This window comes from Rhizobium sp. CSW-27 (genome assembly GCF_018760785.1).
Lineage (GTDB): Bacteria > Pseudomonadota > Alphaproteobacteria > Rhizobiales > Rhizobiaceae > Neorhizobium.
Map to the genome: position 1 here is coordinate 405,051 of NZ_JAHHZO010000003.1, position 25,474 is coordinate 430,524.

Annotated in this window: 21 protein-coding genes; 13 read left to right on the plus strand and 8 right to left on the minus strand. The window is 62.5% G+C overall.

The annotated features are described in order from the left end of the window. The first annotated feature begins 78 nt into the window (after positions 1-78). Complete coding sequence (locus KLP42_RS08530) at positions 79-822, plus strand: SDR family NAD(P)-dependent oxidoreductase (RefSeq protein WP_215565780.1); 744 nt, start codon at positions 79-81, stop codon at positions 820-822. 123 nt (positions 823-945) lie between these two features. On the opposite strand, the gene KLP42_RS08535 is transcribed toward KLP42_RS08530, so the two are convergent. From KLP42_RS08535 to KLP42_RS08570, 8 genes are all read right to left on the minus strand, one after another. Further along, on the minus strand, positions 946-2,181 hold the full coding sequence (locus tag KLP42_RS08535) for an HAD family hydrolase (protein ID WP_215565781.1): 1,236 nt from the start codon (positions 2,179-2,181) through the stop codon (positions 946-948). 8 nt (positions 2,182-2,189) lie between these two features. Beyond that, positions 2,190-3,239, minus strand: a complete 1,050-nt coding sequence (locus KLP42_RS08540; RefSeq protein ID WP_215565782.1) for a LacI family DNA-binding transcriptional regulator — start codon at positions 3,237-3,239, stop codon at positions 2,190-2,192. A gap of 1 nt (position 3,240) precedes the next feature. After that, positions 3,241-5,322: an ABC transporter ATP-binding protein gene (locus KLP42_RS08545; RefSeq protein WP_215565783.1), complete on the minus strand. Its 2,082-nt coding sequence runs from the start codon at positions 5,320-5,322 to the stop codon at positions 3,241-3,243. A gap of 3 nt (positions 5,323-5,325) precedes the next feature. Next, a complete protein-coding gene (locus KLP42_RS08550) occupies positions 5,326-6,435 on the minus strand; it encodes an ABC transporter permease (protein ID WP_215565784.1) in 1,110 nt (369 codons plus the stop codon). Beyond that, complete coding sequence (locus KLP42_RS08555; RefSeq protein WP_215565785.1) at positions 6,435-7,445, minus strand: ABC transporter permease; 1,011 nt, start codon at positions 7,443-7,445, stop codon at positions 6,435-6,437. The genes KLP42_RS08550 and KLP42_RS08555 overlap by 1 nt, the downstream gene beginning before the upstream one ends. 72 nt (positions 7,446-7,517) lie before the next feature. Next, positions 7,518-9,446, minus strand: a complete 1,929-nt coding sequence (locus tag KLP42_RS08560) for an ABC transporter substrate-binding protein (RefSeq protein WP_215565786.1) — start codon at positions 9,444-9,446, stop codon at positions 7,518-7,520. A gap of 248 nt (positions 9,447-9,694) precedes the next feature. Next, positions 9,695-10,831: a LacI family DNA-binding transcriptional regulator gene (locus KLP42_RS08565; protein ID WP_353844840.1), complete on the minus strand. Its 1,137-nt coding sequence runs from the start codon at positions 10,829-10,831 to the stop codon at positions 9,695-9,697. Next, positions 10,804-12,228 (minus strand): FAD-dependent oxidoreductase, encoded by a 1,425-nt coding sequence (locus KLP42_RS08570; RefSeq protein ID WP_502941280.1) that lies wholly within the window; start codon positions 12,226-12,228, stop codon positions 10,804-10,806. Before KLP42_RS08570 ends, KLP42_RS08565 begins: the two co-directional genes overlap by 28 nt. Positions 12,229-12,362: 134 nt before the next feature. On the opposite strand from KLP42_RS08570, the gene leuC reads away from it, so the two are divergent. The 12 genes from leuC (at position 12,363) to KLP42_RS08630 (ending at position 25,444) form a co-directional block, all read left to right on the plus strand. Continuing rightward, positions 12,363-13,808, plus strand: a complete 1,446-nt coding sequence (gene leuC, locus KLP42_RS08575) for a 3-isopropylmalate dehydratase large subunit (RefSeq protein ID WP_215565788.1) — start codon at positions 12,363-12,365, stop codon at positions 13,806-13,808. Then, the gene (gene leuD, locus KLP42_RS08580; protein ID WP_215565789.1) at positions 13,809-14,429 is read left to right on the plus strand and encodes a 3-isopropylmalate dehydratase small subunit; all 621 of its coding nucleotides are present in this window, start codon (positions 13,809-13,811) and stop codon (positions 14,427-14,429) included. It abuts the gene before it with no gap. 85 nt (positions 14,430-14,514) lie between these two features. Next, positions 14,515-15,399 (plus strand): GntR family transcriptional regulator, encoded by an 885-nt coding sequence (locus tag KLP42_RS08585; RefSeq protein WP_252192853.1) that lies wholly within the window; start codon positions 14,515-14,517, stop codon positions 15,397-15,399. Further along, the gene (locus KLP42_RS08590) at positions 15,368-16,591 is read left to right on the plus strand and encodes an ABC transporter substrate-binding protein (protein ID WP_215565790.1); all 1,224 of its coding nucleotides are present in this window, start codon (positions 15,368-15,370) and stop codon (positions 16,589-16,591) included. Before KLP42_RS08585 ends, KLP42_RS08590 begins: the two co-directional genes overlap by 32 nt. A 73-nt stretch (positions 16,592-16,664) precedes the next feature. Beyond that, complete coding sequence (locus KLP42_RS08595) at positions 16,665-17,537, plus strand: branched-chain amino acid ABC transporter permease (RefSeq protein ID WP_215565791.1); 873 nt, start codon at positions 16,665-16,667, stop codon at positions 17,535-17,537. After that, a complete protein-coding gene (locus KLP42_RS08600) occupies positions 17,534-18,502 on the plus strand; it encodes a branched-chain amino acid ABC transporter permease (protein WP_215565792.1) in 969 nt (322 codons plus the stop codon). Before KLP42_RS08595 ends, KLP42_RS08600 begins: the two co-directional genes overlap by 4 nt. Continuing rightward, positions 18,502-19,248 carry an ABC transporter ATP-binding protein gene (locus tag KLP42_RS08605; RefSeq protein ID WP_215565917.1) on the plus strand — a complete coding sequence of 249 codons (747 nt, stop codon included), beginning with the start codon at positions 18,502-18,504 and terminating at the stop codon, positions 19,246-19,248. The genes KLP42_RS08600 and KLP42_RS08605 overlap by 1 nt, the downstream gene beginning before the upstream one ends. Continuing rightward, a complete protein-coding gene (locus KLP42_RS08610; protein ID WP_215565793.1) occupies positions 19,241-19,939 on the plus strand; it encodes an ABC transporter ATP-binding protein in 699 nt (232 codons plus the stop codon). Before KLP42_RS08605 ends, KLP42_RS08610 begins: the two co-directional genes overlap by 8 nt. Before the next feature lie 183 nt (positions 19,940-20,122). Next, entirely contained in the window at positions 20,123-21,043 is a 921-nt protein-coding gene (locus KLP42_RS08615; protein WP_215565794.1) for an isocitrate lyase/PEP mutase family protein, read from the plus strand. Next, entirely contained in the window at positions 21,040-22,776 is a 1,737-nt protein-coding gene (locus KLP42_RS08620; RefSeq protein ID WP_215565795.1) for a hydantoinase B/oxoprolinase family protein, read from the plus strand. Before KLP42_RS08615 ends, KLP42_RS08620 begins: the two co-directional genes overlap by 4 nt. Beyond that, entirely contained in the window at positions 22,773-24,845 is a 2,073-nt protein-coding gene (locus KLP42_RS08625; protein WP_215565796.1) for a hydantoinase/oxoprolinase family protein, read from the plus strand. Before KLP42_RS08620 ends, KLP42_RS08625 begins: the two co-directional genes overlap by 4 nt. Next, positions 24,845-25,444 carry a cysteine hydrolase family protein gene (locus KLP42_RS08630; protein WP_215565797.1) on the plus strand — a complete coding sequence of 200 codons (600 nt, stop codon included), beginning with the start codon at positions 24,845-24,847 and terminating at the stop codon, positions 25,442-25,444. The genes KLP42_RS08625 and KLP42_RS08630 overlap by 1 nt, the downstream gene beginning before the upstream one ends. Positions 25,445-25,474: the final 30 nt, after the last annotated feature.

Here is a 25,474-nt window from a genome sequence, read left to right on the forward strand (position 1 = left end):
TCATCATGACTTGTTAAGTGGAGGGTATCTCCATATAAAAAGTGGAGCAATCCTCCACTTATCGAAGGCAAGAGGGATATGATGAAACGGTTTGACAACAAGGTGGTGGTGATCACGGGTGGAACGGACGGTATAGGCCTGACCACGGCCAGAGCGTTTGTGGCTGAAGGCGCGCAGGTTTACATCACGGGCCGACGGCAAGACCGTCTGGATGAAGCGGTTGCTGACATCGGCCACGGCGCCGTTGGCGTCCAGGGCGATGTCAGCAACCTTGCCGACCTCGACAGGCTGTATGCGCAGGTCAAGCGCGATCATGATCGTGTGGATGTGGTGTTCGCCAATGCCGGCGTGTCTGAGTCCGCAACCATTGGCGCCATTGAGGAAGAGCATGTCGACCGCGTCTTCGGCATCAACGTCAAAGGCATGATCTTCACTGTGCAAAAGGCACTGCCGCTGATGTCTGCGGGCGGCGCCGTCGTGTTGACGGGATCGGGCGCGGGCAGCAAGGGCTTTGCCAACCTGTCGATCTACAGTGCGACCAAGGCAGCGATCCGCTCCTTCGCACGAACTTGGACAACCGATCTGAAAAGCCTGGGCATCCGTGTGAATGTCGTTTCCCCCGGCATGGTCCTCACACCGGCCATGCAGACCTATCTGCAGGACAATGCCGGCGCCGAGGCATGGATGCAGCAGGCAATTCCGTTTGGCAGGCTCGCTCAAACCGAAGAAATCGCCAGGGCGGTGCTATTCCTCGCATCGGACGAAGCCAGCTTCATTGGTGGCGAGGAACTGCTTGTCGATGGCGGCTTCGTCGCGGTCTGACGGCTTTTCGAACGCGGCTGAAGCGACGATGCCGCAGGTCAATCGTTCGGTTGCGCGGTTCTCCGTGGCGATCATCCGTGGCAGTTCCACGGATGATCGCGGCCGCCTTATGCCGTTCAAATCTCAGCCGGCATTGCCGGCGGCCGCCTCGATGCGGTCGATGACAGACAGAAGCTCCAGCGGCGCATGCACCACGAAGTCTGGCTTGTCCTCGGCGCAAACGAGGCTCTTGTCATAACCGTCCTGCCGGTCGATCCAGACCGAGGTCAATCCGAGCGCATTGGCACCGCGGATATCACGTTTGATGTTGTTGCCGAACATCACGATGCCGGCAGCATCCTCATCGCGCAGTCCGAGCTTCAGCATGGCATCGCGGAAGATTAATGGCTCCGGTTTGGCCACCCCGCAGACTTCCGAAATCGCCCGCGCATCGAACAGATCCCAGAAGCCAAGAGCCGAATGGACATTTCGAAAGCTCTGTTCGCGCCCATCGGCAACCAGTGCCACCACATAACCACGGGCCTTGAGTTCGCCGACCAGCCGATCGCCGCCATCAAGGGCTGCAGCGGAGAGAACCAGATCCGCCTCAGCCTGGCAAAATACCTGGCTTGCTTCATCGATCAGTGTCGCGCCGCTATCGAGGAAGACGGCCTTCACGCCCTTGCGGTTGGCGCGCAGCTGTTCCAGTTGATCGCGGATGAACACCGGTACGTGGTTGGCAAGTTCCGACCAGCTTGCGAAGCGCATCTGGGCAAGATCGAAGCGCAGCGAAAAATCATAGGTCGGGGCAAAACACAGCGACTTCAGATAGGCACGCCCGAGAAACTGGTCATACGGCGAAAGAAAGGCCAGCGCATCGCAGAACATGTCGTTGATCATGATGCCGCGCAGATCCTCGCCGCTCTGGCAGGCATGATCAAGCGCCTGCCTGCGAGCCAGAATGGCGGCCGCATCGGCGCTGTGAGCGTGCTTGCCCGGCTCACAATAGAGCACCACCCTGCCGTCCTCGCGCGCCGCCTGCGACATGTCGAAAAGCCCGCCATGCGCACTGGCGCATACGCCAAGCGCCACCCCATCGGCATTCAGAGCCACCCAGACATGCTCCAGTTCGTAGAGATGCTGAATATCGCCATCCCACCAGATCGCATATTCCAGCACATGCACCGTCCCCTCCGGTGCCGGAGGCGTATGCCGGCAGCTTGGCGATTGCTCGCCGGCCGTCAGCCGCGTTATCCCGATCGTCTGTGGCCGGAAAGGCTCCCTGGCGTCGCACAGCAGAATGGGCGCATGCTGCCGCGCCAATCGGGCAACCTCAGCCGTCAGGGCATGGCTGTGTCGCGCTTCGCTGCTATAATTCATGATTATCCTCAATACTGGATGCTACGGGAATGGGAGTGCGGCGCACCGCTTTCGCGCAGCGTCAGCCGCGGCTGCAGAACAATCTGGCAGGGCCGTTTCATCCTGCCGGTCATATGATCGATAAGAAGACGCGCGGCCGTCTGGCCCATCATCTCAATTCTCTGGCTCATGGTGGACAAAGCGGGAAGAGCCATTTCTCCGAGCGGCAAACCATCAAAGCTCAGCACGGACATGTCGCGGGGCACATCCATGCCCTCTTCATGCAGGCAGGAAATCGCGCCGAGCCCGATCATATCCGTCGTCGCAAACACGGCCGTCAGTCCGCGCGTGTCGATCAGCAACTGCCGCATGGCGCGCCGGCCGAAATCGAAACGCTCGCCGGGCATATCGCTGGATATGGCAATGCGGTCCGCAATACCGAGGTCGCGGGCGGCATCGAGGGCGCCGCTCACGCGCATGAAGCCGGGCCGACCGCCATGTGCCCGCTGATCCCAGCCCTTCACCAGAATTCCGATATTACGGTGGCCGAGATCGTAGAGATGCTGGATCGCCTCGCGTCCGCCGGCATAATTGTCCGTCGTCACCTGGGAGCATTTGCCCGTCGGCGGCGCAGTCTCGACGAAGACGACCGGCACGCCCGCCCGCTCGAAACGCGCCGCATTGCGGGCGGCAAGCGCCAGGGACGACGATGGACGAATGATGACACCGCCGAGTTCGATGTCGAGCAGCCGCCGCACATAGGCATTCTCTCGCTCCGGCTCGGTATGGGTGGAGCAGACCATGGCGAGATAACCCTCGGCGGCCAAAGTTGCCTCGATCGCACGGTGCAGGGTTGCGCCGAAAGGTGAGCCTTGCCGCGCCAGCAGCACGCCGACGGTCTTGTCGCGTTTGCGGGGTACAGCCGTGCTGACGGCATCCGGACGATAACCGAGCGATTCAGCGGCCTGCAGCACCGCGGCCCGTTTGGCCGGGCTGATGTGCAAATGCCCGTTCAGCGCGCGCGAGGCTGTTGCCGGCGACACACCCGCCCGGGCAGCGACATCCTTGATGCCAACCATTTCAGGCCGGCTCCAGGAGGCGTACCGGCACCGCGGCAGGCAGCGGGTGGAAGCAGGCCACATCCCGGCCCGATCCGCTTGCGGCAAGCGGTGGCGGCGTGCGCCGACATTCGTCGCTCGCCAAGGAACAGCGGGGGTGAAAGCGGCAGCCCTCCGGGAAGGCTGCGGGGTCGGGCACGCTGCCGGCCAGCCGTTGACGCTCCGTGCGGCGAGCCACCGTCGGCTCCAGGACCGAATTCAACAGCGCCCGCGTATAAGGATGCCGCGGAGCAGAAAACAGTTCCTCGGTCGGAGCAAGCTCGACCACCTGACCCGCATACATGACCGCAACCCGGTCGCTGATGTGGCGGACGACAGAAAGGTCGTGCGAGATGAACAGATAAGAGAGGCCGAGCTCTGCCTGCAGGTCGCGCAGGAGGTTGAGGATCTGTGCCTGTACCGAGACATCCAGCGCCGAAACCGGTTCATCGGCAATAATCAGCCGCGGCCTGCTGGCCAGAGCCCGGGCAATCCCGATGCGCTGACGCTGTCCACCTGAAAACGCATGCGCATGGCGATCGAGATAAGCGGTATCGAGCCCCACCATCCGCATGACCTCGTGGACACGCGACGCGATGGCCGGACGGCTTTCGCCGGCCACCGACAGCACTTCGGCAAGGATGTCATACACCGTCAGGCGCGGATTGAACGAGCCGTTCGGGTCCTGGAACACCATGCGGATATCGCGCCAATGGCGTCGCCGGGCGGCCGGCGGCAGGGCCGCCAGATCGACATCATGGCCCTTGTTCGACAAAAAGACCTTGCCTTCGCTTGGCTTGTGCAGGCCGATCACCGTTTGTCCCAGGGTGGATTTTCCGCAGCCAGATTCGCCAACGAGCCCGAGCGTCTCGCCGGGCCAGATATCGAAGGAGACACCGTCGAGCGACCGGACGCGGCGTGGCTTGGTGAAGAGACCGCCACCTTGCAGGAAATGCTTCTTCAGTCCGCGCACCTTCAAGAGCGGCGGGCAAGTGTAATCCGGTTTGCGTCTGGCCACAGCGGGTGCATGTGTTTCGGCAGCTTGCAGATGGCCTTCATCATCAAGCGCCCAGCACGCGGCCTGCCGCGCCTCAGCCAGCTGGCGTGGCGGTGGCGCCTGGCGATCACATTCGCCGGGGCGGCGATGGCCACACCGGGCAAAGAAGGCGCAGCCCGACGGCCGGTTGTGCAGATGCGGAACCGTACCGGGGATGGTCTCCAGGCGGTCGCGGCGCCGGCCGGTCACCGAGGGCCTGGAGGCGAGCAGTCCGCGGGTATAGGGATGACGCGGGTCGGAGAGCACCTCAGCCACCGGACCACTTTCGACGATCCGCCCCATATACATCACCGCAACATCATCGGCGACTTCGGAGACCACGCCGAGATCATGGGTGATGAAGAGCATCGCCATGCCCTGCGCCTGCTGACGTTCACGCAGAAGATCCAGGATCACGGCCTGCGTCGTCACATCAAGTGCCGTCGTCGGCTCGTCGGCGATCAAAAGCTGCGGGCGGCCGACAAGTGCCATGGCAATCATCGCACGCTGACGCTGGCCGCCGGAGAGTTCGAAGGAATAGGCGTCGAAACGCTTTTCCGGCGCGGGCATTCCGACGGCCCTCAGCACCGCAATCGCCTCCTCACGCGCCTCGCTGCGGCTGGTGTTTCCGTGCCAGCGAAGAACCTCAGAGATCTGGTCGCCGATCGTGTAAAGCGGCGAGAGCGCGCTCATCGGCTCCTGATAGATCATCGCAATGTCATTGCCGCGAATGCTGCGTATGGCAGATCCACGCGGGTCGAGCGCGGCAATGTCGATACTCTCCCTGCCATCGCGGCAAAGCCATATGCCGCCCTGCCCGATGCGGGCATTATCACCCATCACCTGCAAAATGGCCTTGGCAGTCAGCGACTTGCCGCAGCCGGATTCCCCGACGAGACACAATGTCCTGCCGCGGCGCACCTGGAACGAGACCCCGTCAAGGGCGGTAAACTGTCGATCACCCTCCGCAAAACTGACATGCAGATCGCGAACCTCCAGGAAGGGCGTGTCGTGCAAAACCTCGGCCATGGTTCAACTCCCGTGAGGATCGGCGGCATCGCGCAGTCCGTCGCCCAGGAAATTCAGGGCAAGGACAGCGAAAACGACGACCGCGCCCGGCAGGAACAGCCAGGGAGCGGTGTACATCGACCGGATGTTCTGGATTTCCTGGAGCAGGACGCCCCAGCTGATGACTGGCGCCTTCAGCCCGATCCCAAGGAAACTGAGGCTCGTTTCCGCGAGAATCATGGCTGGAATGGCCAGCGTGATCACCGCGATGATGTGCGAATAGAAACAGGGCAGCATATGACGGAAGAGGATGCGCATCGTGGAGCACCCGTCGAGTTTTGCCGCCTTGATGAACTCCTCTTCCTTCATCGCCAGGAAACGACCACGAACGACACGCGCAAGCCCCGTCCAGCCGAGCATCGACAGAACAAGGGAGATGAGGAAATAGGTCTGCAGCGGCGGCGTATCCTTTGGAATGGCCGCCGCAAAGCCGATCCAGAGAGGGATAGACGGGAGGGATTGCAGGAATTCGATGAAACGCTGGATGACCTGATCGGTCATGCCTCCGGCATAACCGGAAATTCCGCCGATCGCCACGCCGAGCACAAGCGACAGCGCCACCCCTGCCAGCCCGATCGTCATGGAAACCCGCGCTGCATAGATGGTGCGCGACAGGACGTCACGGCCAAGCCGATCCGCACCGGCAAAAAAGACGCGTTGGCGCGGATCAACCGGTCCCAACAGATGCCGATTGGCAGGGATCAGGCCGAGCCAGCGATATTCATCGCCCTTCACCCAGAGGCCAAGCGGCACCACGGCGCGCGGATCGGCGACAAAACTGCGCGTGCCGGACGCATAATCGAACTGCACCTTGTAGCCCAGCACATGCGGCTCAAATCGCCCGTCGCGAAACAGATGGATGGCCTGCGGCGGATAATAGGCATACCGTGTCGAATAGGCGTCGGGTGCCTGGGGCGAGAGAATTTCGACGAATATCGTTGCCACATATAACAGGACGGTGATCCACAATCCGGCAAGGCCGAGCCGGTGACGGCGGAACCTGCGCCAGACAGCAGAGGCCGGGCTTTGTGCCGGCGGAGCGACATCGGCAGACAAGGCGTCGATGGCAACCATCAGGCTCTCCTTTCGACAAGGGTGAACTGACGACGAATGCGCGGATCAAGCCAGGCCAGAAGCACATCCGAAAACAGGGTTCCGATCATGCCGAGAATGCCGAGAAACATGATGAGCGTGGCGGCGAGGAACATGTCCTGGTTTCGCAAGGCATCGAACAGAAGCGGGCCGGTGGTTTCCAGACCCAGCACGATCGCGACAATGGTTTCGCCCGAGATGATGTGCACGAAGACATCATTGAGACCGGAAACAAACGGGTTCATTGCATGGCGGACGGGATATTTCAGAAGCGCCCAGGTTTCCGGCAAGCCCTTGGCCCGCGCCGCCGACAGATAGGGAGCACGCAACTCATCCAGCAGGTTGGCACGAATGGTGCGGATGATCGAGGCCATGCCGGATATGCCGAGAACCAGGATCGGTATCCACAAATGCGCCAGAAGATCGAGCACCTTGCCGAGGCTCCAGGGCGCATCGGCATATTGCGAGGAAAAGAGCCCGCCGACACTCTGGCCGGTAAACACGAACAGCGCATACATCAGTGCCAGCGCCAACAGAAAGTTCGGCAAAGCCAGCCCGAAAAAGCCGAGTGATGTAAAAACGTAATCGGCAATCGAATATCGGCGGACGGCCGAATAGATGCCGATCGGTATGGCGATCATCCAGGTCACGGTCAGCGTGACAATGGAGAGGATGGCGGTCAGTCCCAGCCGTTCGCCGATCACTTCAGCGACTGGACGGGAGTGCTGGAAGGACCAACCGAAATTGCCGTGCAACAACATGTCCGACATCCAGCGCACATATTGAACCGGAATCGGCGCATCGAGACCATAGGTGATGCGCAATGCCTCTTTCTGCGCCTCCGTCATCACATCGCCCTGGGCGGCGGCCTGAAGTGCATAGCGATCGACATAATCACCCGGCGGAAGATTGATGATGGCGAAGGCGACAACGGAGATGGCGATCAGGGTTGGCGGAACCCAGAGCAACCGCTGCAGGATGAAGCGCAGCATGGCGTGTCCTTTCATAACCTATCGCGCAGGACGGCAGAGCCGTTCTGCGCGATAGCCAAGACGGTCTGAGGCTTACTTTTTGACGAACCAGGCTTCCATGTTGCTGGGAGCCGGACCCGGATACAGCCAGCCTTCGATGATCGGCTCATGCACGCCGCCCAGGCGGTTCGATACGACCCGGTAGTTGCCCTCCGGCAGAACCGTGCCGATGTTGACGAAGCTGTCAGCCATCTGGTCCATGAACTTCTTGACCAGTTCATCACTGGCCTTGCCGGTCTTGGTCGGGATCTCCGCTTCCATGCGGAACAGGTCCTTGATGTCCTGCGGCGGCTCGATCGGCTCTGCACCCGCAACAGTTTCCGTCTGCGGCGCGATGTTCTTGTCGATCCAGTTGATCCAGTTGTCCCAGTTCGACTGATAACGGATCATGCGGGCGAGGCTGGAAAGCGGAAGCTGTCCGCAACCATTTTCGCCAGCCCAGACAAGACCTTCGCGATCACGAGCTTTGCGACGGGTCTCATAGACCTCGCCCGAGGCGATATCCGGCTTCATCTCCACACCGATATCGGCCCAGTTCTGCGCAATGATCTGCAGGACATCACCCCATTCGGCGCGGAAGTCGCCTTCTGCCGATATGGTGAAGCTGACACGCTGTCCGTCCTCGGTCAGGCGGAAACCCTGCGCGTCTTTTTTCGGGTAATATTTGTCGAGCAGCGCATTGGCCCTGGCCGGATCAAACTCGGTATATTGCTTCGCCAGCCGCTCATTGTAGTAGGGCGAACCCGGACGAGGAGCCGCCTGATAGGGCTCACCCTGACCAAGATAGACGGTATCGATGATGCCGGGCCGGTCGATCGCGATCGACAGGGCAATCCGGACATCCTTGTTCTGGAGGAAGCTCTGCTGCCAGGCCTTCGGGCTGTTGAAGGGCAGCTCGATGAACATGGTGTTGTAGTCGCAGCTTTCCGCCTTTGCGAAACGATAATTGCCCTTCTGCTGGTTCTCGAAGAAGACGCCCTTGTTCTGCGGCACGGAAATGCCCGGCAGCGAATAGTCGAAATCGCCGGCCATGGTCTTCAACAGCTGGACCTCGGAATCCTTGGCAAGGTCATAGGAGCGGGCATCGATATACGGCAGCTGATTGCAGTTCTGATCCACCTTGAAGTAGTAGGGATTGCGCTCCAGCACGAAATGCGTCTTGCCGAGCACCGGCTCCACGGTGCGCCAGGCCAGCATGGTCGGCCGCTTCGGGTCATTCTGCTCGGAGAGCTGACCATAGGTGCCAACGCGGCCCGCCCACCACTTAGCATAGTCCTTCTCACCGCTGGCGGCCATCATTTGCGCAACGCCGTCCGGATTGAGCTCCTTGTCGAACTGCCGGACGTAATGGGCCGGAAACTGGACGACGCGCTGACCATAAGGGCCGGCAAGATCGAGAAGGAAGCGGCCGTTCGGCTTCGACCAGCTGATGCGCACCGTCAGGTCGTCAATCTTCTCCACCTTTGCGACTTCATTTTCGACCGTGAAGGTGCGGTACGGTCCCTTGGGAGATACGGCGCGATTGTTCTCCACCCGGTCCCACCAGAAAACGATATCATCGGCGGAGAAGGGCACGCCGTCCGACCACTTCAGGCCGGCGCGGATATGGAACGTATAACTCTTGGCGTCCTCGGAAACCTCCCAGCTGGAGGCAATGTTCGGCAGGATCTGCGTGCCGTCCGGGCTCCAGCGCACCAGCGGCTCGTACCCATAGTGGCGATAATCCGCCAGGCGCCCGCCGCTGAAGGGCTCCTTCAGCATGCCGCCATAGGTGCCCACTTCGTCCACCTGCACGACGAGGGGATCTTTCGGCAGGCGATCGCCTACAGCCGGCAGCGTTTTCGCCGCGACGGCGGCATCGAGCTGCGGCGACTGATGAAACACCTGACAGGCGCCGGCAGCAACGGCCGGGCCGGCCAACGCGGCCAAAGCCGCGGAGAGCATGAGGGTTCTGGTATTCATCTGCGCTTCCTCTGAAACGTCCCCTGCCGGGGCAGGCGTTGAAAACTGTTTCAGAGGTAACCGGGCGAGGCGTCAGTTATGTGAATGTCGCCGCATTGCAACATGGCTTTGCACGGCTTGCGTCATGACCGTCATATCTTTGACAATAAATGATAAAATCGGCTGGCTCGACAATCATGAAAGGGAGCATGGTGGCCACTGCGACAGGAGCCGCGGCGGCGGATTGACTGAAAAAAACTGAAACATTTTCAAGACGCAGAAATTGCGGCGGTTGTGTCCCCCTCGGCAAGACGACCACGCAGGATCACCGTGCGTGGCGAACTTGCGCCGTCCTGTACGAGGGCAAGCAATTGCCGGGCGCAGATGCCGCCAAGTTCTGAAAAGGGGATCGCAACCGATGTGATGCGCGGGGAAACCATGCGGGCAAAATCGGTTCCGCCGAGGCTGAGCACCGAAAGCGTGCCAGGCACCGCGATCCGTCTTTCGCGCAGCACCCGCAGCACGGTGCAGGCGATCTGTTCATTGCTGCAGAAAACGGCCGTTGGCCAGGTGGCGGATGGTAGGTCCAGGTGGTCACTCAACAAGCCGGCCGCATCGAAAGGTTCGGTGGCCTCGGCGTCCGGCAGAATGCCATCGCCCTCCTCCAGCCAGGACCGTTCGGCAGGTCCGACCAGCGCAAGCACGCGCTGATGGCCGAGACCGGCAAGGTAGTCCATGCCAAAACGCCAGCATTGCAGCGGATCGACCGCAACGGCACTGACATCCGGCACCTGCACCAAGGCGTCCAGAATGATCGGCACGATGCCGGCACTTTCCAGTTCATGCGCGGCCGCCAGAGCCCGGGCGGGATAACCTTGCGGCGCAAGGATGCAACCGGCCACGCCTCTTTTGATCATCGAGTCCAGATAGAACCGCTCGCGGGCGCGATCGCCGTCGGCGTTGCAGACGAAGGTCTTGTATCCGGCATCGAAAAGAATGGTCTCGGCAGCCTCTGCCATGCGCCCGTCCTTCAGGCCGGGCACGCCGAACTGAAGGTAACCGATCACATCGGAACTGGCAGCCAGGTGGCCAGGCGCCGTGCGCTGAGGCTTGTAGTTCTCACGTCGGGCGATGCTGAGAATATGTTGGCGAAGCGCCTCTCGCACATGCGGATGCCCGTTCATGGTCCGCGAGACGGTGGCAGGCGATACACCCGCCAGACGCGCAATCCGTCTTATATCCGACATCCGACCTGTTCCAACTTCAGTTCCGTGCTGCCGCGACAGGCATACAATAGCATAGCTCCAGTGGTCGCGGCGGCAAGAGCCCTGTCGAATCGATGCTCCGCACGGAAACGTCCGAGAACCGGTTTTCCTCCTCAAGACTTCCCGAGAATTGACGGGCACCGGACGGCATGAGCGCTTGACCCGGCGCCCGCCGACCAGCCGAGCGTCACGGCCGTCAGCAACCCGTTGCCGGACAGGTATCCGGAGGCCGCGTTGCCCGAGACGCCGCAGGCCGCGCCGCCAGCCGCATGGAGATTGGGAAGCGGCGTGCCATCCGGGCGCAGAACACGGGCTGCTGTATCCACGACCAGCCCACCTTGGGTGTGGAACAGCGCACCGGTCACGCGCACGGCGCAAAACGGTGCAGACAATTGTGGCGAACCGGCGAAATTGCGGCCGAAGGGATCGCTGGCCTCACCCCGTTTGCAGGCCGCCACCTGCTCTTCGATCTGCCGAAGGGCGTCTTCCGGCACGTTCATCCGTGCCGCCAGTTGAGACAGGTCGTCCGCCGTCACGACCACGCCCATTGCCTCGGCCCGCCGGAAATCCTCGAACTGCCGGGCGATTGCGGCAATCCGGACATCAAAGATGCTCCAGGCAAGTCCCTCCGGTTGTTTGAGGACGTCGGCGGCCTGCTCCGAATAACCTTTCGCCTCGTCCGAGAAACGTTCCCCGTCCATGTTCACCTGGAAACCACCCTCGGTGATGGTGGCCCAGGAAATCAGGATGCCGGCCGGATGAGCGACCGATCCGTGCCCCTGGTGGCCGTTGAGGTGCCGGGTAGAAGCGCCCAGCGCCTCGCCCCACAAAAGCGCATCTCCTTGATTGCCGGCATGGCCGAAATAGGTCGCCTCCGCCAGTGACGGAATGTGCGCGGAAACGAGCGATCTGTTGCCGCCATATCCGTTGCAGGCCAGGATCAAACGATCGCAGCCAACCTCCTCCACGGCCCCATCCGGGCGGGTAAAGGCAAGGCCCAGAACATGGTCGGCATCATCAGCAAAAAGCGTCGTCACATGCGCGTCGCAGATCACCGGGATGTCGCTGCCTTCCACCGCCGCGCGCAAGGCATCGATCAATTCCTCCCCGGAACGGGAGGCAAGCCCGTGCATGCGGCGGGCCGAGTGACCCGGATAGCTGAAATCCTCGATGACGGAAAAGTTGAGGCCATGACGGTCCGCCAGCCATTCGAGCGTCGGTCCGGCCAGGCGCGTGACGTGATCCACGATCAGGGCATCGGGCTCCTGATGCGCCTTCCGGAGTATATCGCCGGCAAACTGTTCCGGTGTGTCGGCGATCCCTGCAGCACGCTGCCAGCGCGTTGCAGCCGCGGGTATGAGCCCGGCCGATAGCGCGGTCGATCCGCGTGGCAGGGGATCGCGCTCGAGAACCAGAACGTCTTCGCCCTGTTCGTGCGCGGCAAGTGCAGCAACGAGACCTGCGGCACCAGCCCCGATGATGGCAAGCGGAACATGATAGTCGAAGGTTTTTCCATTGGCTCGCACCAGCTGAGACACACGCAGCTCCCTTCCCCATACCAGACAGCATTCTGCCGTTTTCACAAAACAATAATCTGTATTATTTTTAAAACAACATTTGATTTCGGCTCCGGCCCATGCCTAAATTCCGTCACCCATCGAGGAAGGCATGAATGGTTCACTCAGCCGAGGCGGGTCCGCGGACCCTGTTCGACAAGATTTTCGATCAGCATGTCGTCACCGCGCGGGAAGACGGACAGTGTCTTCTCTTCATTGACCGGCATCTGCTGCACGAAGGCTCCTTCCACGCCTTCGACAAGTTGAAGGCGCGCAACGCCTCCGTCTTGCGGCCAGACCTGACATTCGGCATCGAAGACCACTACGTCCCGACCCGCACGCGCGATCTTGCCGCCATCGATCCTGCGATTGCGCACATGATCCGCCAACTGCGCGACAACACGACCCGGCACGGACTTCGCCTGTTCGGTCTCTCCGATCCGGCGCAGGGCATCGTGCATGTGCTGGGGCCGGAACAGGGCCTGACACTGCCTGGCCTCACCATCGTGTGCGGAGACAGCCATACGGCAACCCATGGCGCCTTCGGTGCGATCGCCTTCGGCATTGGGGCTTCGGAAGTCGCTCACGTCCTGATGACGCAGACGCTCTGGCAGAAGAGGCCGAAACGCATGCGTATCCGTGTGGAGGGCAGGCTGGGTCCCGGCGTCTTTGCCAAGGATATGGCGCTGTCGATCATCGCGATGATCGGCGCCGATGGCGCGGCGGGCCATGCGATCGAATATGCGGGCAGCGCGGTTCGCGCGCTCTCCATGGAGGGACGGCTGACTCTCTGCAACCTGTCGATCGAGGCGGGAGGCCGTTGCGGCATGGTCGCTCCGGACGAGATGACCCTCGCCTATCTGAGGGAGCGGCCCTACGCTCCGTCCGGAACCGACTTCGAGCGGGCTGCCGACCATTGGCTGGCACTGCGCGGTGAGCCGGATGCCGCTTTCGATCGTGAGGTTGTTCTGGACGCCGCCGAGATCGCGCCGATCGTGACCTGGGGCATCAGCCCGGAGGATGCCGCCCCCATCACCGCAAGCGCGCCGGACCCCGACCGTATGACCGATCACGCCCGGGCAGCGCATGTTCGCGAGGCCCTGGATTATATGGGAATCCGCCCGGGCCAGCCGCTGACCGAAATCGCCATCGACCGCGTATTCATCGGCTCCTGCACGAACAGCCGCATTGAGGATCTGCGCGCCGCGGCAGCAATCCTCGCCGGACGGCGCGCCCGCGTGCCGGGGCTGGTCTCGCCAGGATCCGCAGTGGTGAAGCGGCAGGCCGAAGAGGAAGGCCTCCACCGGATTTTCACGGAAGCCGGGCTCGACTGGGTCGATGCCGGCTGTTCGATGTGTGTTGGCATGAACGGCGATCTGGTGCCGCCCGGCGAACGTTGCGCCTCCACGACCAATCGCAATTTCCGGGGACGCCAGGGACCGGGAAGCCGGACACATCTGATGTCGCCGGCGATGGCTGCAGCGGCGGCCATAACCGGACATCTGACAGACATGCGCCCGCTCCTCCAGGGCCGGGAGTCCGGTCTGACGAAAGGACGATGAATGGACGTCTTCAAGGTTCTTGATGCGCTCGCCTGTCCGCTGCCGCTCTCCGGCATCGACACGGACCAACTCATCCCGGCCCGCTTCATGAAGCGATCACGCGCAGATGGTTACGGCAATTTTCTGCTGTATGACCTGCGCTTTGACGAAAACGGTCAGCGACACCCAGACTGCCCGCTGAATGCTCCCAGATGGCAGGGCGCGAAGATCCTTGTAACGCGGCGCAATTTCGGCAGCGGTTCCTCGCGGGAAGCGGCGGTCTACGCGCTGGCGGATTACGGTTTTACCTGTGTCATCGCCCCCTCTTTCGGGGACATCTTTGCCAGCAACGCCGTCAACAACGGGCTTCTGCCGGCCACCGTCTCAGAGGAAGATGCAGAGGCGCTTCTGGCGGCACTGGAGAGCAGTGACGGCAGCGCCCGCGTCGATCTCGAAACCTGCGAAATCCGCGCCGCCAATCTCGTCATTCCGTTCCGCATCGATCCCGTCTGGCGTACGAAGCTGCTGAACGGCTGGGACGATATAGACCTGACGCTGAGCCATTCCGCAGCCATCGAAGCTTTCCAGGTCAACGACGCCAAGACCCGTCCCTGGCTTGTACCGAAATCGCGGCCCGCTTGACGGCACGCGACATGAAATCCGATTGACAAGACAGAAATCTGTATCTTTTATAGGACAGATAGATGTCTTCGAGGAAAGACAGACCATGACCCGAAGCGTTGCCACCGCAGAGCCCATGAAGGCCCACAGGCTTTACCTCCTGCTTCGGGAACAGATCCTGAGCGGCGAGGTGCCGGATTCGGCAAAGCTGCCGAGCGAACCGCAACTCGCGCAGGAACACAGGGTCTCGCGGGTGACGGTGCGCCGGGCGCTCGACAAGCTGGCAAGCGATGGCATGATCGAACGGCGACCGGGTTCCGGCACCTTCGTCAGCGGCGGGCAGACCCGCATGCCGGTCGTGGCCGATCTCGCCAATGCACTGACCCATCTTGTGGAAATGGGCCGCAAGACGGGCGTGCGCCTGATCGCGTTCTCCTATGTCAACGCCACACCGGCGCTGGCCGAAGAACTGAAACTCGAGCCCGGCGAGCGGCTGCAGCGTTCCGTTCGCGTGCGTCTGATCGATGGCCAGCCCTTTTCCTATCTTGTGACCCATGTCCCGGAACGCATCGGCATTTCCTATTCGGAGGCCGATCTCGCCTCTACGCCGCTTCTGGAGCTTCTGGAACGAACGGGCCTCGTGGCCGACAAGGCCCAGCAGATCATCGGTGCGACACTGGCAAGCCCGGATGTCGCCGCCGCCCTCGATGTCGAGATCGGGGCAGCCCTCCTCTCCATGACACGCGTGGTCTACGAAGCGTCGGGCCGAGGTATCGAGCACCTGCAGGCGCTCTACCGCCCCGACCGTTATTCCTTCCACATGGAACTTGCCCGCACAGGCGATCGCGGCGCCCGCCGCTGGACGGCTGCCGACAGCCGCAGCCTGACCGAGGCCAATGAAAACAACAACAAGAAGAATGCCCGCGAGAAGCGGCCACCCCTCAAGAGGAGAACAACACATGAAACTGGTCGAGACCCATCTGAAACGTAGAACCATCCTCAAGGGCGGCGCCGCAGCCCTTGCAACGCTCTCTGCACCCGCCGTGTTGCGTGCTGCAGAACCCGCTCCGATCAAGGTCGGAATTCTTCAGCCGGTCACTGGCGCCCTGGCACAGGATGGCGAGTATGGCCGTCTGGGAGCCGAGCTTGCCATCGAAGACATCAACAAGGCCGGCGGCATCAAGTCGCTGGGCGGCGCCAAGCTGCAGATGGTCTTCGGCGACGCCCGCTCCAATCCGGAGGCAGGCACGCAGGAAGTGGAGCGCATGCAGGAAGAGGGCGTCGTCGCCATCGTCGGCGGCTTTGCGAGCCCCATCTGCCTTGCCGCCTCGCAGGCAGCTTCCCGTTACGACCTGCCCTACCTGGTCGATGTCGGTGTTTCCGACCAGATCACCGGCCGCGGCCTGAAGAATACCTTCCGCTTTGCGCCCGGCTTCTCCATCTGCACCGCTGCGGCGATCCAGAACCTCGTGCGCATCAACGAGGCTGCAGGCAAACCGGCAAAGACCGTCGTTCTCGTGCATGAAGACGGACTGTTCGGCTCGGGCCTTGCCAAGCTGATGGCGACGGAACTGCCGAAACATGGCTTTGAAATCCTGGAGCAGATCGCGGTTCCGACACCCTCACGCGACCTTTCCAACGTCACGCTTCGGCTGCGTAGCCTGAACCCGGACCTGATCATCCCGAGCACCTATTACGGTGAGACGGTCCTGTTGGCGCGCACCATGCAGCAGCAGCGCGTTCGTCCGAAGGCCGTTTATGCGGTCTTGAACGGTGCCGCCTCCAATCGCCGTTTCGTCGCCGAATTCCCGGAAGCTGCAGAAGGCGTGATGGACTGCAATCACTGGTACGATCCGCGCAACGAAAAGTCCAAGGCGGTTCAGGCGCGTGTCGAGGCGACCGGCAAGCCGTACAACTACAACATCCCGCTGAACTATTCCTCCGTCGCTCTTCTGGCGGATGCCCTGGAGCGTGCGGGCGCCGCCGAGCGTGGCAAGGTCATCGAGGCGCTGAACACCTCTACCTTCAAGGACCATCTGATGCCCTATGGCGAGACCAAGTTCGTCAATGGCCAGAACACCGGCGCCGCACCCGTGTCGACGCAGGTTCAGAAGGGCCAGATCAAGGTTGTCTACCCCGGCGTTTTTGCCGACGCGAAACCGATGTTCCCGGCCAACGGCTGAGGTTGCCGATCCGCGGCAGATCCCGTTTCGGCGGGATCTGCCCCACCTGCACCCCAACCATCCGGACTGGACGATGTATTCCCCCACCATCCTCATCGAGGCGATGATCAACGGTCTGTTGACCGGCGCGATCTACGCGCTGATCGCGCTCGGCCTCACGCTCGTCTACGGCGTGCTGCACATCATCAACTTTGCCCATGGGGCCATCCTCGCCAGCGCCATGTTCGCCGTCTGGGGGCTGAACGTGCTGGCCGGGATTGACCCTTACCTGTCAATCCTTGTGGTGACGCCCATCTTTTTCGGTCTCGGCTACGGTGTGCAGAGGCTCGTCATCGGGCCGGCCGCCAAGGGCGACGACGGCAATATCCTGCTGATCACGCTCGGCATCTCGATCTTCATCGAGAATGCGCTCCTGGCCGGCTTCGGATCGGATACGCGCTCGATCAGCTCGGACTTTTCCTTCTCTGTGATCGAAGCCGGGCCTTTTCTGATTTCGTCCCCGCGGCTTGTCGGTTTTGCCGGTTCGCTCGTTGTCACGGCCCTCCTCTGGTTCATCATGAGCCGGACCGATGCCGGCAAGGCGATCCGCGCGGTAGCAAAAGAAAAGCTTGGAGCGAGCCTGATGGGCATCGACGTCGGGCATGTCTATGCGCTGACCTTCGGGCTTGGCTGTGCAGCACTCGCGGTTGCGGCCGGCCTCCTGATGCCGACCTTCTACGTCAATCCGAGGGTGGGGGGCGCCTTCGTCAACATCGCCTTCACTATCGTCGTGCTCGGCGGCATGGGCTCCATTCCCGGCGCGATGATCGGCGGTCTGCTGATCGGTCTCGTGGAAAGCCTGAGCGGGCTGCTGCTGGGTGAAAGCCTCGGCCAGATCGGCATTTTTGTCATCTTCATCCTGGTTCTGCTCCTGAAGCCAACCGGCCTGTTCGGAGCAAAGGCATGAGGATCAACGGTTACATTCCCATCATCCTTGTGACGGCAGCGCTCGCGGTCGTTCCGCTCGTGTCTTCGTCGAACACGCTCTTCAACTTCATGGTCATGTCGCTGATCATCACGCTCGCAGCGCAGGGCTGGAATATCCTCGGTGGCGTTGCAGGCCAGACGTCCTTCGGCCATGCGTTGTTCTTCGGCGTTGGCTGTTACACCGCGGCGATGCTGCAGTTCCACTTCGGCGTCAATGCCTGGGTTGCCTTCTTCCTGGCGCTTCTGGCCGGCGCCGCGGCCGGCTTCATTCTCGGCTTTCTCAGCTTCCGTGCCGGGCTGCGGGGATCCTATTTTGCCCTGATCACGCTCGCCTTCGCCGAACTGATGCGCATTCTTGCCAATGCCTCGGAATGGACCGGCGGGGCCGCTGGACTGCTGCTCAAGCTCGATCCCGGCCTGGCGAACATGCAGTTCGAAAGCCGCGCTTCCTTCCTCTGGCTGGCGCTCGCCTTTGTCTTCGTCGGTCTCGTGATCAGCCGTGCCATTGCCGGCTCTCGGTTCGGCGCGCATCTTGTCGCCGTGCGGGAAAACGAAGATGCCGCCCGCGCACTTGGCGTCGATGTGCTCTCCGTCAAGCTGAAGGCGATCAGCCTGTCGGGTGCCATGACGGCTGCGGCTGGCGTCCTCTACGTGCAGAACTTTCTCTACATCGATGCCAATATAGGCTTCGGCGTCTGGATCTCGGTCGAAGCGCTGCTGGCACCGTTGGTCGGTGGTCGCGGCCTCGTGCTTGGCCCGCTGATCGGCACCTTTACGCTGCATGGGCTGGGGGAACTGACCAAGAGTTTTGCCGGACGCATTCCTGGCATCGACCTGATGGTCTTTGCCGTGGTCCTGATCGGTGTCGTCGCCTTTGCGTCCGGCGGCGTGCTTGGCCTATTGCGCCGGTTTGCTCCGCGCCTTGCCCGGAGGATCGCCGTATGATGCTCAGCACCCAGACCATCACCATGCGCTTCGGCGGCCTGACCGCCGTCGACCAGGCGTCCCTCCGCGTCCGCGAAGGGTCGATCACCGGACTGATCGGCCCGAACGGGGCCGGCAAGACCACGCTTTTTGCCGTGATCGCCGGGTTCCTGCAACCGACCGGCGGGCAGGTTCTCTGGCAAGGCCGCGATATCACGGGCCTCAAGCCACATCAGCGCGCGCAACTGGGCATTGCCCGTACCTTCCAGATCGTCCAACCCTTCCAGGGATTGAACGTGCTGGAGAACATCACGATCGGCAGCTATCTCCGTCACCCCAAGACGGACGAGGCGATTGCCAAAGCACGCGCCGTCGCCGAACGGGTCGGCCTTGGCAGGGAGTTGGAACAGCAGGCATCCAGCCTGACGGTTGCCGGGCGCAAGCGCCTGGAGCTTGCACGCGCATTGGCGACGGAACCGAAACTGCTTCTGCTTGATGAAGTGCTCGCCGGTCTCAACCCCTCCGAGATCCGCGACATCATTCCGGTCATCCGGGCCATTCGCGACGACGGCGTGACGATCTTCATGATCGAACACGTGATGCAGGCGGTGATGAACCTCTGCGAGGAGGTCTATGTGCTGGCGCAAGGCCAGATGATTGCGGAAGGAACGCCCGCCTCGGTCTGCAACGATCCGGCGGTCATCGAAGCCTATCTCGGCAAGGGAGCTGCCACCCGCATCGCCAATCTCGGAGGTGCCCATGCTTGAGGTTAAGAACATCCGCACCGGTTATGGTGGCGTCGAAGTGTTGCGCGGCATTGATCTTTCGGTCGCAAGCGGCGAGATCGTCGCGGTTCTGGGTGCCAACGGCGTCGGCAAGACGACGCTCAACAAGGCGCTTTCGGGCCTCCTGAGCCTGACCTCCGGTTCGATCATCTTCGACGGCAGGGAACTCGCAGGCTCGCCGATTGCCGCCGTGGAGGCTGGTCTGATCCATGTGCCGGAAGGCCGCAAGATCTTCCCCAACATGAGCGTGCACGAGAATCTGGAACTTGGCAGCTATCGACGCGGACGGGCGGGCCGCGCCCGCAATATCGAGCGCGTCTATGAGACGTTTCCAAAGCTGAGGCAGCGCACGACCCAGATGGCCGGCACCTTGTCGGGCGGCGAGCAGCAGATGCTGGCAATCGGACGCGGCATGATGGCTGAACCGAAGCTCCTGATCCTGGACGAACCCTCGCTTGGGCTCTCCCCGCTGCTGGTGGAGGAAATGTTCGATCTGGTGAAGCGACTGAATGGAGAGGGCCTGCCAATCATGCTGGTCGAGCAGAATGTGGTGCAATCACTCGAGATCGCCCATCGCGCCTACATCATCGAAAACGGGCAGGTCACCATGTCGGGATCGGCCGCAGAGATCTCCGGAAATCCGGAACTCAAGCGCGCTTATCTCGGGCTTTGAGGAGGATGCCATACTGATGCGCCCGCCCCTACACCCGCTCCGCCGTCTTCGTTCGGAACCTCTGCCGGAGGACGATGCCATGCAGCGCGAGCAGATATCGAACGCAGTCGCGACGAACGCGGCTGCCGCCAATCCGTCGGGCCGATCCTGCCTGCAGGTTACCCCCGCGATGAAGGACAAGACATGACGAGCCTCAAGAACCATCTCTCCGACGGCAGAACGATCGTTGCGCCCGGCGTGTTCGATGCCCTGACCGCATCGATCGCCACGAATGCCGGTTTTTCAGCGCTCTATCTTTCGGGTGCAGCGATCGCCTATACCCGGCTCGGTCGCCCCGATATCGGTCTTGTTTCGATGACCGAAGTGGCCGATGTCATCGGCCTCGTCCGCCAGCGGGTGGAGACGCCGCTGATCGTGGACGCCGACAATGGCTACGGCAATGCGCTCAACGTGCAGCGCACCGTGAAGGCCTTCGAGCGGGCAGGCGCGAGCGCCATCCAGCTGGAAGACCAGACACTGCCGAAGCGCTGCGGCCACCTGCAGGATAAGAGCATCATCTCGGCCGCCGAGATGGCTGGCAAGGTGAAGGCTGCCGTGGATGCACGCGCCTCGGAGGACACGCTGATCATCGCCCGCACCGATGCGGTCGCCATCGAGGGGCTGGAGGCCGCGATCGACCGTGCGGCGCTCTATGCGGAGGCCGGTGCGGACATTCTGTTCGTCGAGGCGCCGCGCTCCGCCGAACAACTGACCGCAGTCAGCACCGCGCTTGCCGCGCAGCGTCCGCTGCTGGCCAACATGGTGGAGGGTGGCAACACCCCGATGTTCTCTGCCGATGAACTCGGCCAGATGGGCTACAGCATCGTGATCTTCCCGGGCGGCATTGTCCGCGCGCTGGCCCGCACCGCTCAGGACTATTACGCCTCGTTGCGGGAGCACGGCACCAATACGCCCTTCTCCGGCCGTATGTTCGATTTCGGCGCGCTGAACGAGCTGATCGGCACTCCGCAGATGCTCGATCTCGGCCGGCGTTACGAGCAGTACGAAACCGAGAACCAAGCCTCCTCCCCAGCAAAGGGCAACACGAAGGATGACGCTGCATGAAAAGCGCCCTTGATCCCGTCACGCTTGCCATTCTGAACGGCCGGCTGGAACAGATCGCCGACGAGATGGACGCCACGCTCTACCGCTCGGCCTTCAACCCGATCATTGCCGAAGCGCGCGATGCCTGCCACGGCCTTTATCATGCCGAAACCGGCGCAACGCTGGTCCAGGGCACCCGCGGCCTGCCGATCTTCGTCGGCGCCATGGCCTTTGCCGTCAAGGCCGTCATCGACAAGGTGGCAATCGACGGCGACCTCAATCCCGGCGACACCTATCTCTTCAACGATCCTTACGCCGGCGGCACGCATCTCAACGATTTCCGCCTGGTGCGCCCGGTCTTCCGCGGTGGCACGCTCTATTGCTGGATCGCCTCCGTCGGCCATTGGCTGGACATCGGTGGCAATGTGCCGGGCGGCTTCAATGCAAAGGCCACCGAAAGCTTTCAGGAAGGCGTTCGCATTCCACCGGTCAAGCTGGTCTCGAAAGGCGTGATGAACCGCGACCTGCTCGATATTCTGGCCGCCAATTCCCGCGTCCCGACCTCCAATTACGGCGATCTGAACGGACAGCTGAATGCACTTGATCTCGGCGAGCGGCGGCTTTCGGAACTGCTCGACGCTTATGGAGACACAACGGTCGCCCAGGCTTTCGACGTCTTCTCAGACCGGGCCGATGCCATGATGCGCGACGCCATCCGCGCGCTGCCGGACGGCACCTACAGCTTCGAGGACTACCTCGACAATGACGGGATTACCCCGGAGCGTCTGACCATCGCACTCGACCTCACCATCAAGGGCGACGAGATGGTGCTCGATTTCTCGCGGTCGTCGGCACCGTGCGCCGGGCCGCTGAACATTGCCTATTCGACGGCTGCTGCCTGCTGCTACGTGGCACTGAAGCATGTCTTTACCGCGGTGCCGGCCAATGCGGGCTGCCTGCGCCCGATCACCTTCGTGATCCCGGAGACCACGCTGCTTGGCGTGAAGCCGCCGAAGCCGGTCGGCGGTTACACCGAAACCATCCTGCGCGTCATCGGCGTCGTCTTCGGCGCTCTGGCCAAGGCCGATCCGGCGCGGGCGACGGCTGCCCCCTTCGGCACGATCAACGCCCTGTCGATTGCCGGCTATCGCGGCGACGGCTCTCGTTACGTGATGTTCTCTTTCTTCGGCGGCGGGCTCGGCGGCAATCCGGAAAGCGACGGATTGAACCATGCCAACAACCCGATCTCGATGGCAACAATCCCGCCGGCCGAAATCCTGGAGGCATCATACCCCGTCGTCTTTACCCAATGGGCGCTGCGTCCCGATTCTGCCGGCGCCGGCTACCATCGCGGCGGCGTCGGCTCCGTCTACGAGTTGGAGACGCTGACCGATGCCGATGTGTTCCTGCTTGGGGAACGCGGCATCTATGCGCCGCCCGGTGTAGCCGGCGGCATGGAAGGCGGCCTCAACCGCTTCATCTGGGACAGCGACGAGGGCGAACGCTCGCCGCCGCTCGCCTCCAAGGTCACCGATGTGAGGGTGCGGGCCGGACAGAAGATCCGCATCGAATCGCCCGGCGGCGGCGGTTACGGCAATCCGCGGACAAGGCCGCCGGAAAAGGTGGCTCGCGACGTGCGCCTTGGATTCGTCAGCCGGGAAACCGCCCGCACTCTCTACGGCGTCGAGATCGACAGGGACGGACAGATCGACATGAAGGCGACCGACATTCTGCGTGAAGGAAAAGCGGCATGAACAGCCATATCAAGAGCCTCAAGGGGGCGGTCGTCGGCGTCGACGTCGGCGGCACCTTCACCGATCTCTTTTATTTCGAGGAGGCAACCGGCAGGTTCCGGACGGCCAAGGTCTCCTCCAATCGCGGCGACGAGGCAGTCGGCTTCATCGACGGTCTGAAATCATTCGGTGCCATAGCTGATCTCGGCTCCATCGTGCACGGCACGACGGTCGGTACCAACGCGCTTCTGGAGCGCAAGGGTGCCCGCACCGCACTGATCACGACCAAGGGTTTTCGCGACGTTCTGGAAATGCGCCGCCGCGACCGGTTGAACACCTGGGGCCTGTGGGGCGATTTCACCCCTGTGATCGAACGTGACATGCGCTTCGAGGTGAACGAGCGTGTGCTGGCGGATGGAACGGTGCGGCAGCCTCTTGATCCCGACGAGGTTCGTGCCGCTGCGTTGAAGGCACTCGCTGCGGGTGCAGAGGCGCTCGCCATCTGCTTCATCAATGCCTATGCCAACCCGGTCAACGAACTGGCTGCGCTGGATGCGGCTCGCTCGGTCTGGCCGAACGACAATCTTGCCGCCTCCGCCCAGATTCTGCCGGAAATCCGCGAGTTCGAGCGCACCTCCACCACGGCGCTGAATGCCTATCTGCAGCCTGTCGTCGGCGGTTATCTCGGCAAGCTGCAGGCCGCCCTGAAGGAAGAAACCTTTGCCGGACCCTTCCACATCGTCCAGTCGAATGGCGGAGTGATGTCGACGGAGACCGCAAGCCGGCTTCCGGTGCGCACCGCACTGTCCGGCCCGGCCGCCGGCGTGATTGCAGCAGCGGCAATCTCCAGAGCGGCAGGTTTTCCCAACATCATCACCGGCGATCTCGGCGGAACCTCCTTTGACGTGTCGCTGGTCGTTGACGGCCAGACCTCGCTCGCCGCCCAGACGACGATCGATTTCGGCCTCGTCGTGCGAACGCCGATGATCGAGATCACCACGATCGGTGCCGGTGGTGGCTCCATCGCCCATGTGGATGCCGGCCGCCTGCTGCAGGTCGGGCCGGAAAGCGCCGGCTCACGCCCCGGCCCGGTCGCCTACGGACAGGGCAATACCCGCCCCACGCTAACAGACGCCAATATCGTTCTCGGCCGCATCAATGCCGAACGTCCGATCGGAGGCAAGCTTCAGCGACTGGACGTGGAAGCGGCCAAGGCCGCCATCGCCGAGCATGTGGCCGCACCTTGCGGCCTTGGTGTCATGGAAGCGGCGGAAGCGATCGTTCGCGTGGCGGACGGGCGCATGGCGGGTGCCATCCGCCTGGTGTCCATTGAGCGCGGGCACGACCCGGCAAAATTCGTCGCGGTCCCCTTCGGTGGCGGCGGTGCGCTTCATGCCGGTGCGCTCATCAAGGATGTCGGCCTGCAGGCCGCACTCGTGCCGCGTTATCCGGGAGTCACCTCGGCACTCGGCTGCGTGATCGCCGATATCCGCCATGACCAGGTGCAGACGGTGAACCTCACCGTCGATGCGCTGGACGAAGCCGTGCTCGACGCCCGTATGGTGGCAGAAGCCGAGGCCGCGGGCCAAGTGGTGGAAGAGGCCGGACTGCAGATGCAGCAGGTCGATATCCTGTTCGAACTCGACATGCATTATGTCGGCCAGACGCATACGGTTTCCGTGCCGCTGCCGGTGACCGTTGCCAAGGGATCGACAGGCGTAACCCGCCAGATCGTGCAGGACGCTTTCGACACAGCCTATCGCGCCTCGTTCAGCCGCCTGCTGCCTGGGCTGCAGGCAAAGATCGTCAACCTGCGGACGGCAGCGATCGGGCGACGCCCGCATTTCAGCCTGAAAGCGCTTGCGCCCGATGCCGGATGCTCCCTTGAAAAGGCCGCCCGCGGCCATCGTCCCGTCTGGTTCGATGGTGCGTGGCATGACACCGCGATCTATGCGCGGCTGGAATTGCCGGTCGGTGCGCAGATCCATGGCCCGGCCATTCTCGAACAGCCGGATGCCACCGTGCTGGTTGATCCGGACCTGACCGCACGGGTTGATGAACTTGGCAACGTGATCATCGAGAGGCTCTGATGCATGACACCGTAAGCCCGGCGCAGACCGGCCTCCTGATCGTCGATCTGCAGAACGATTTCCTCCACCCGGACGGTGCTTACGGGCGGGCCGGGCAAACTGCTGCAGGGATTGCCGCGTTGCCCGAAAAACTGGCCCCGCTTGCCGAGCGCATCAGGGAGGCCGGCGGCTGGATCATCTCCACCCAGTTCACGCTGGTACCGCTGAAAGGAGGCGAACCGCTGATCTCGCCGCACCTGAAGACGCTGCGCCCCTTCCTGGCGAAGGGCGATTTCCTGCCCGGATCCTGGGGTCACAGCCTCGTTGACCGGTTGGCGCCGGCCGACATCAGCATCGAGAAGGTTGCCTATTCCGCCTTCTATATGACCCGTCTGGAGTGGGTGCTGCGCAAATGCGACATTCGCAAGCTCATCGTCTGCGGCATCGTCACCAATGGTGGCGTCGCCTCCACGGTGCGCGATGCGCATGTGCGCGATTTCGACGTGACCGTGCTGTCCGATGGCTGTGCCGCCTTTTCGCCCGAGGTACACGAGACCGCAATTGCCGCGCTGAAGCCGGTCTGCCGTGTGGCGACGATTGCCGAAACAATGGTGGCCTGACACTCGGCATGGGCTCTTTCTTGGCTCCGG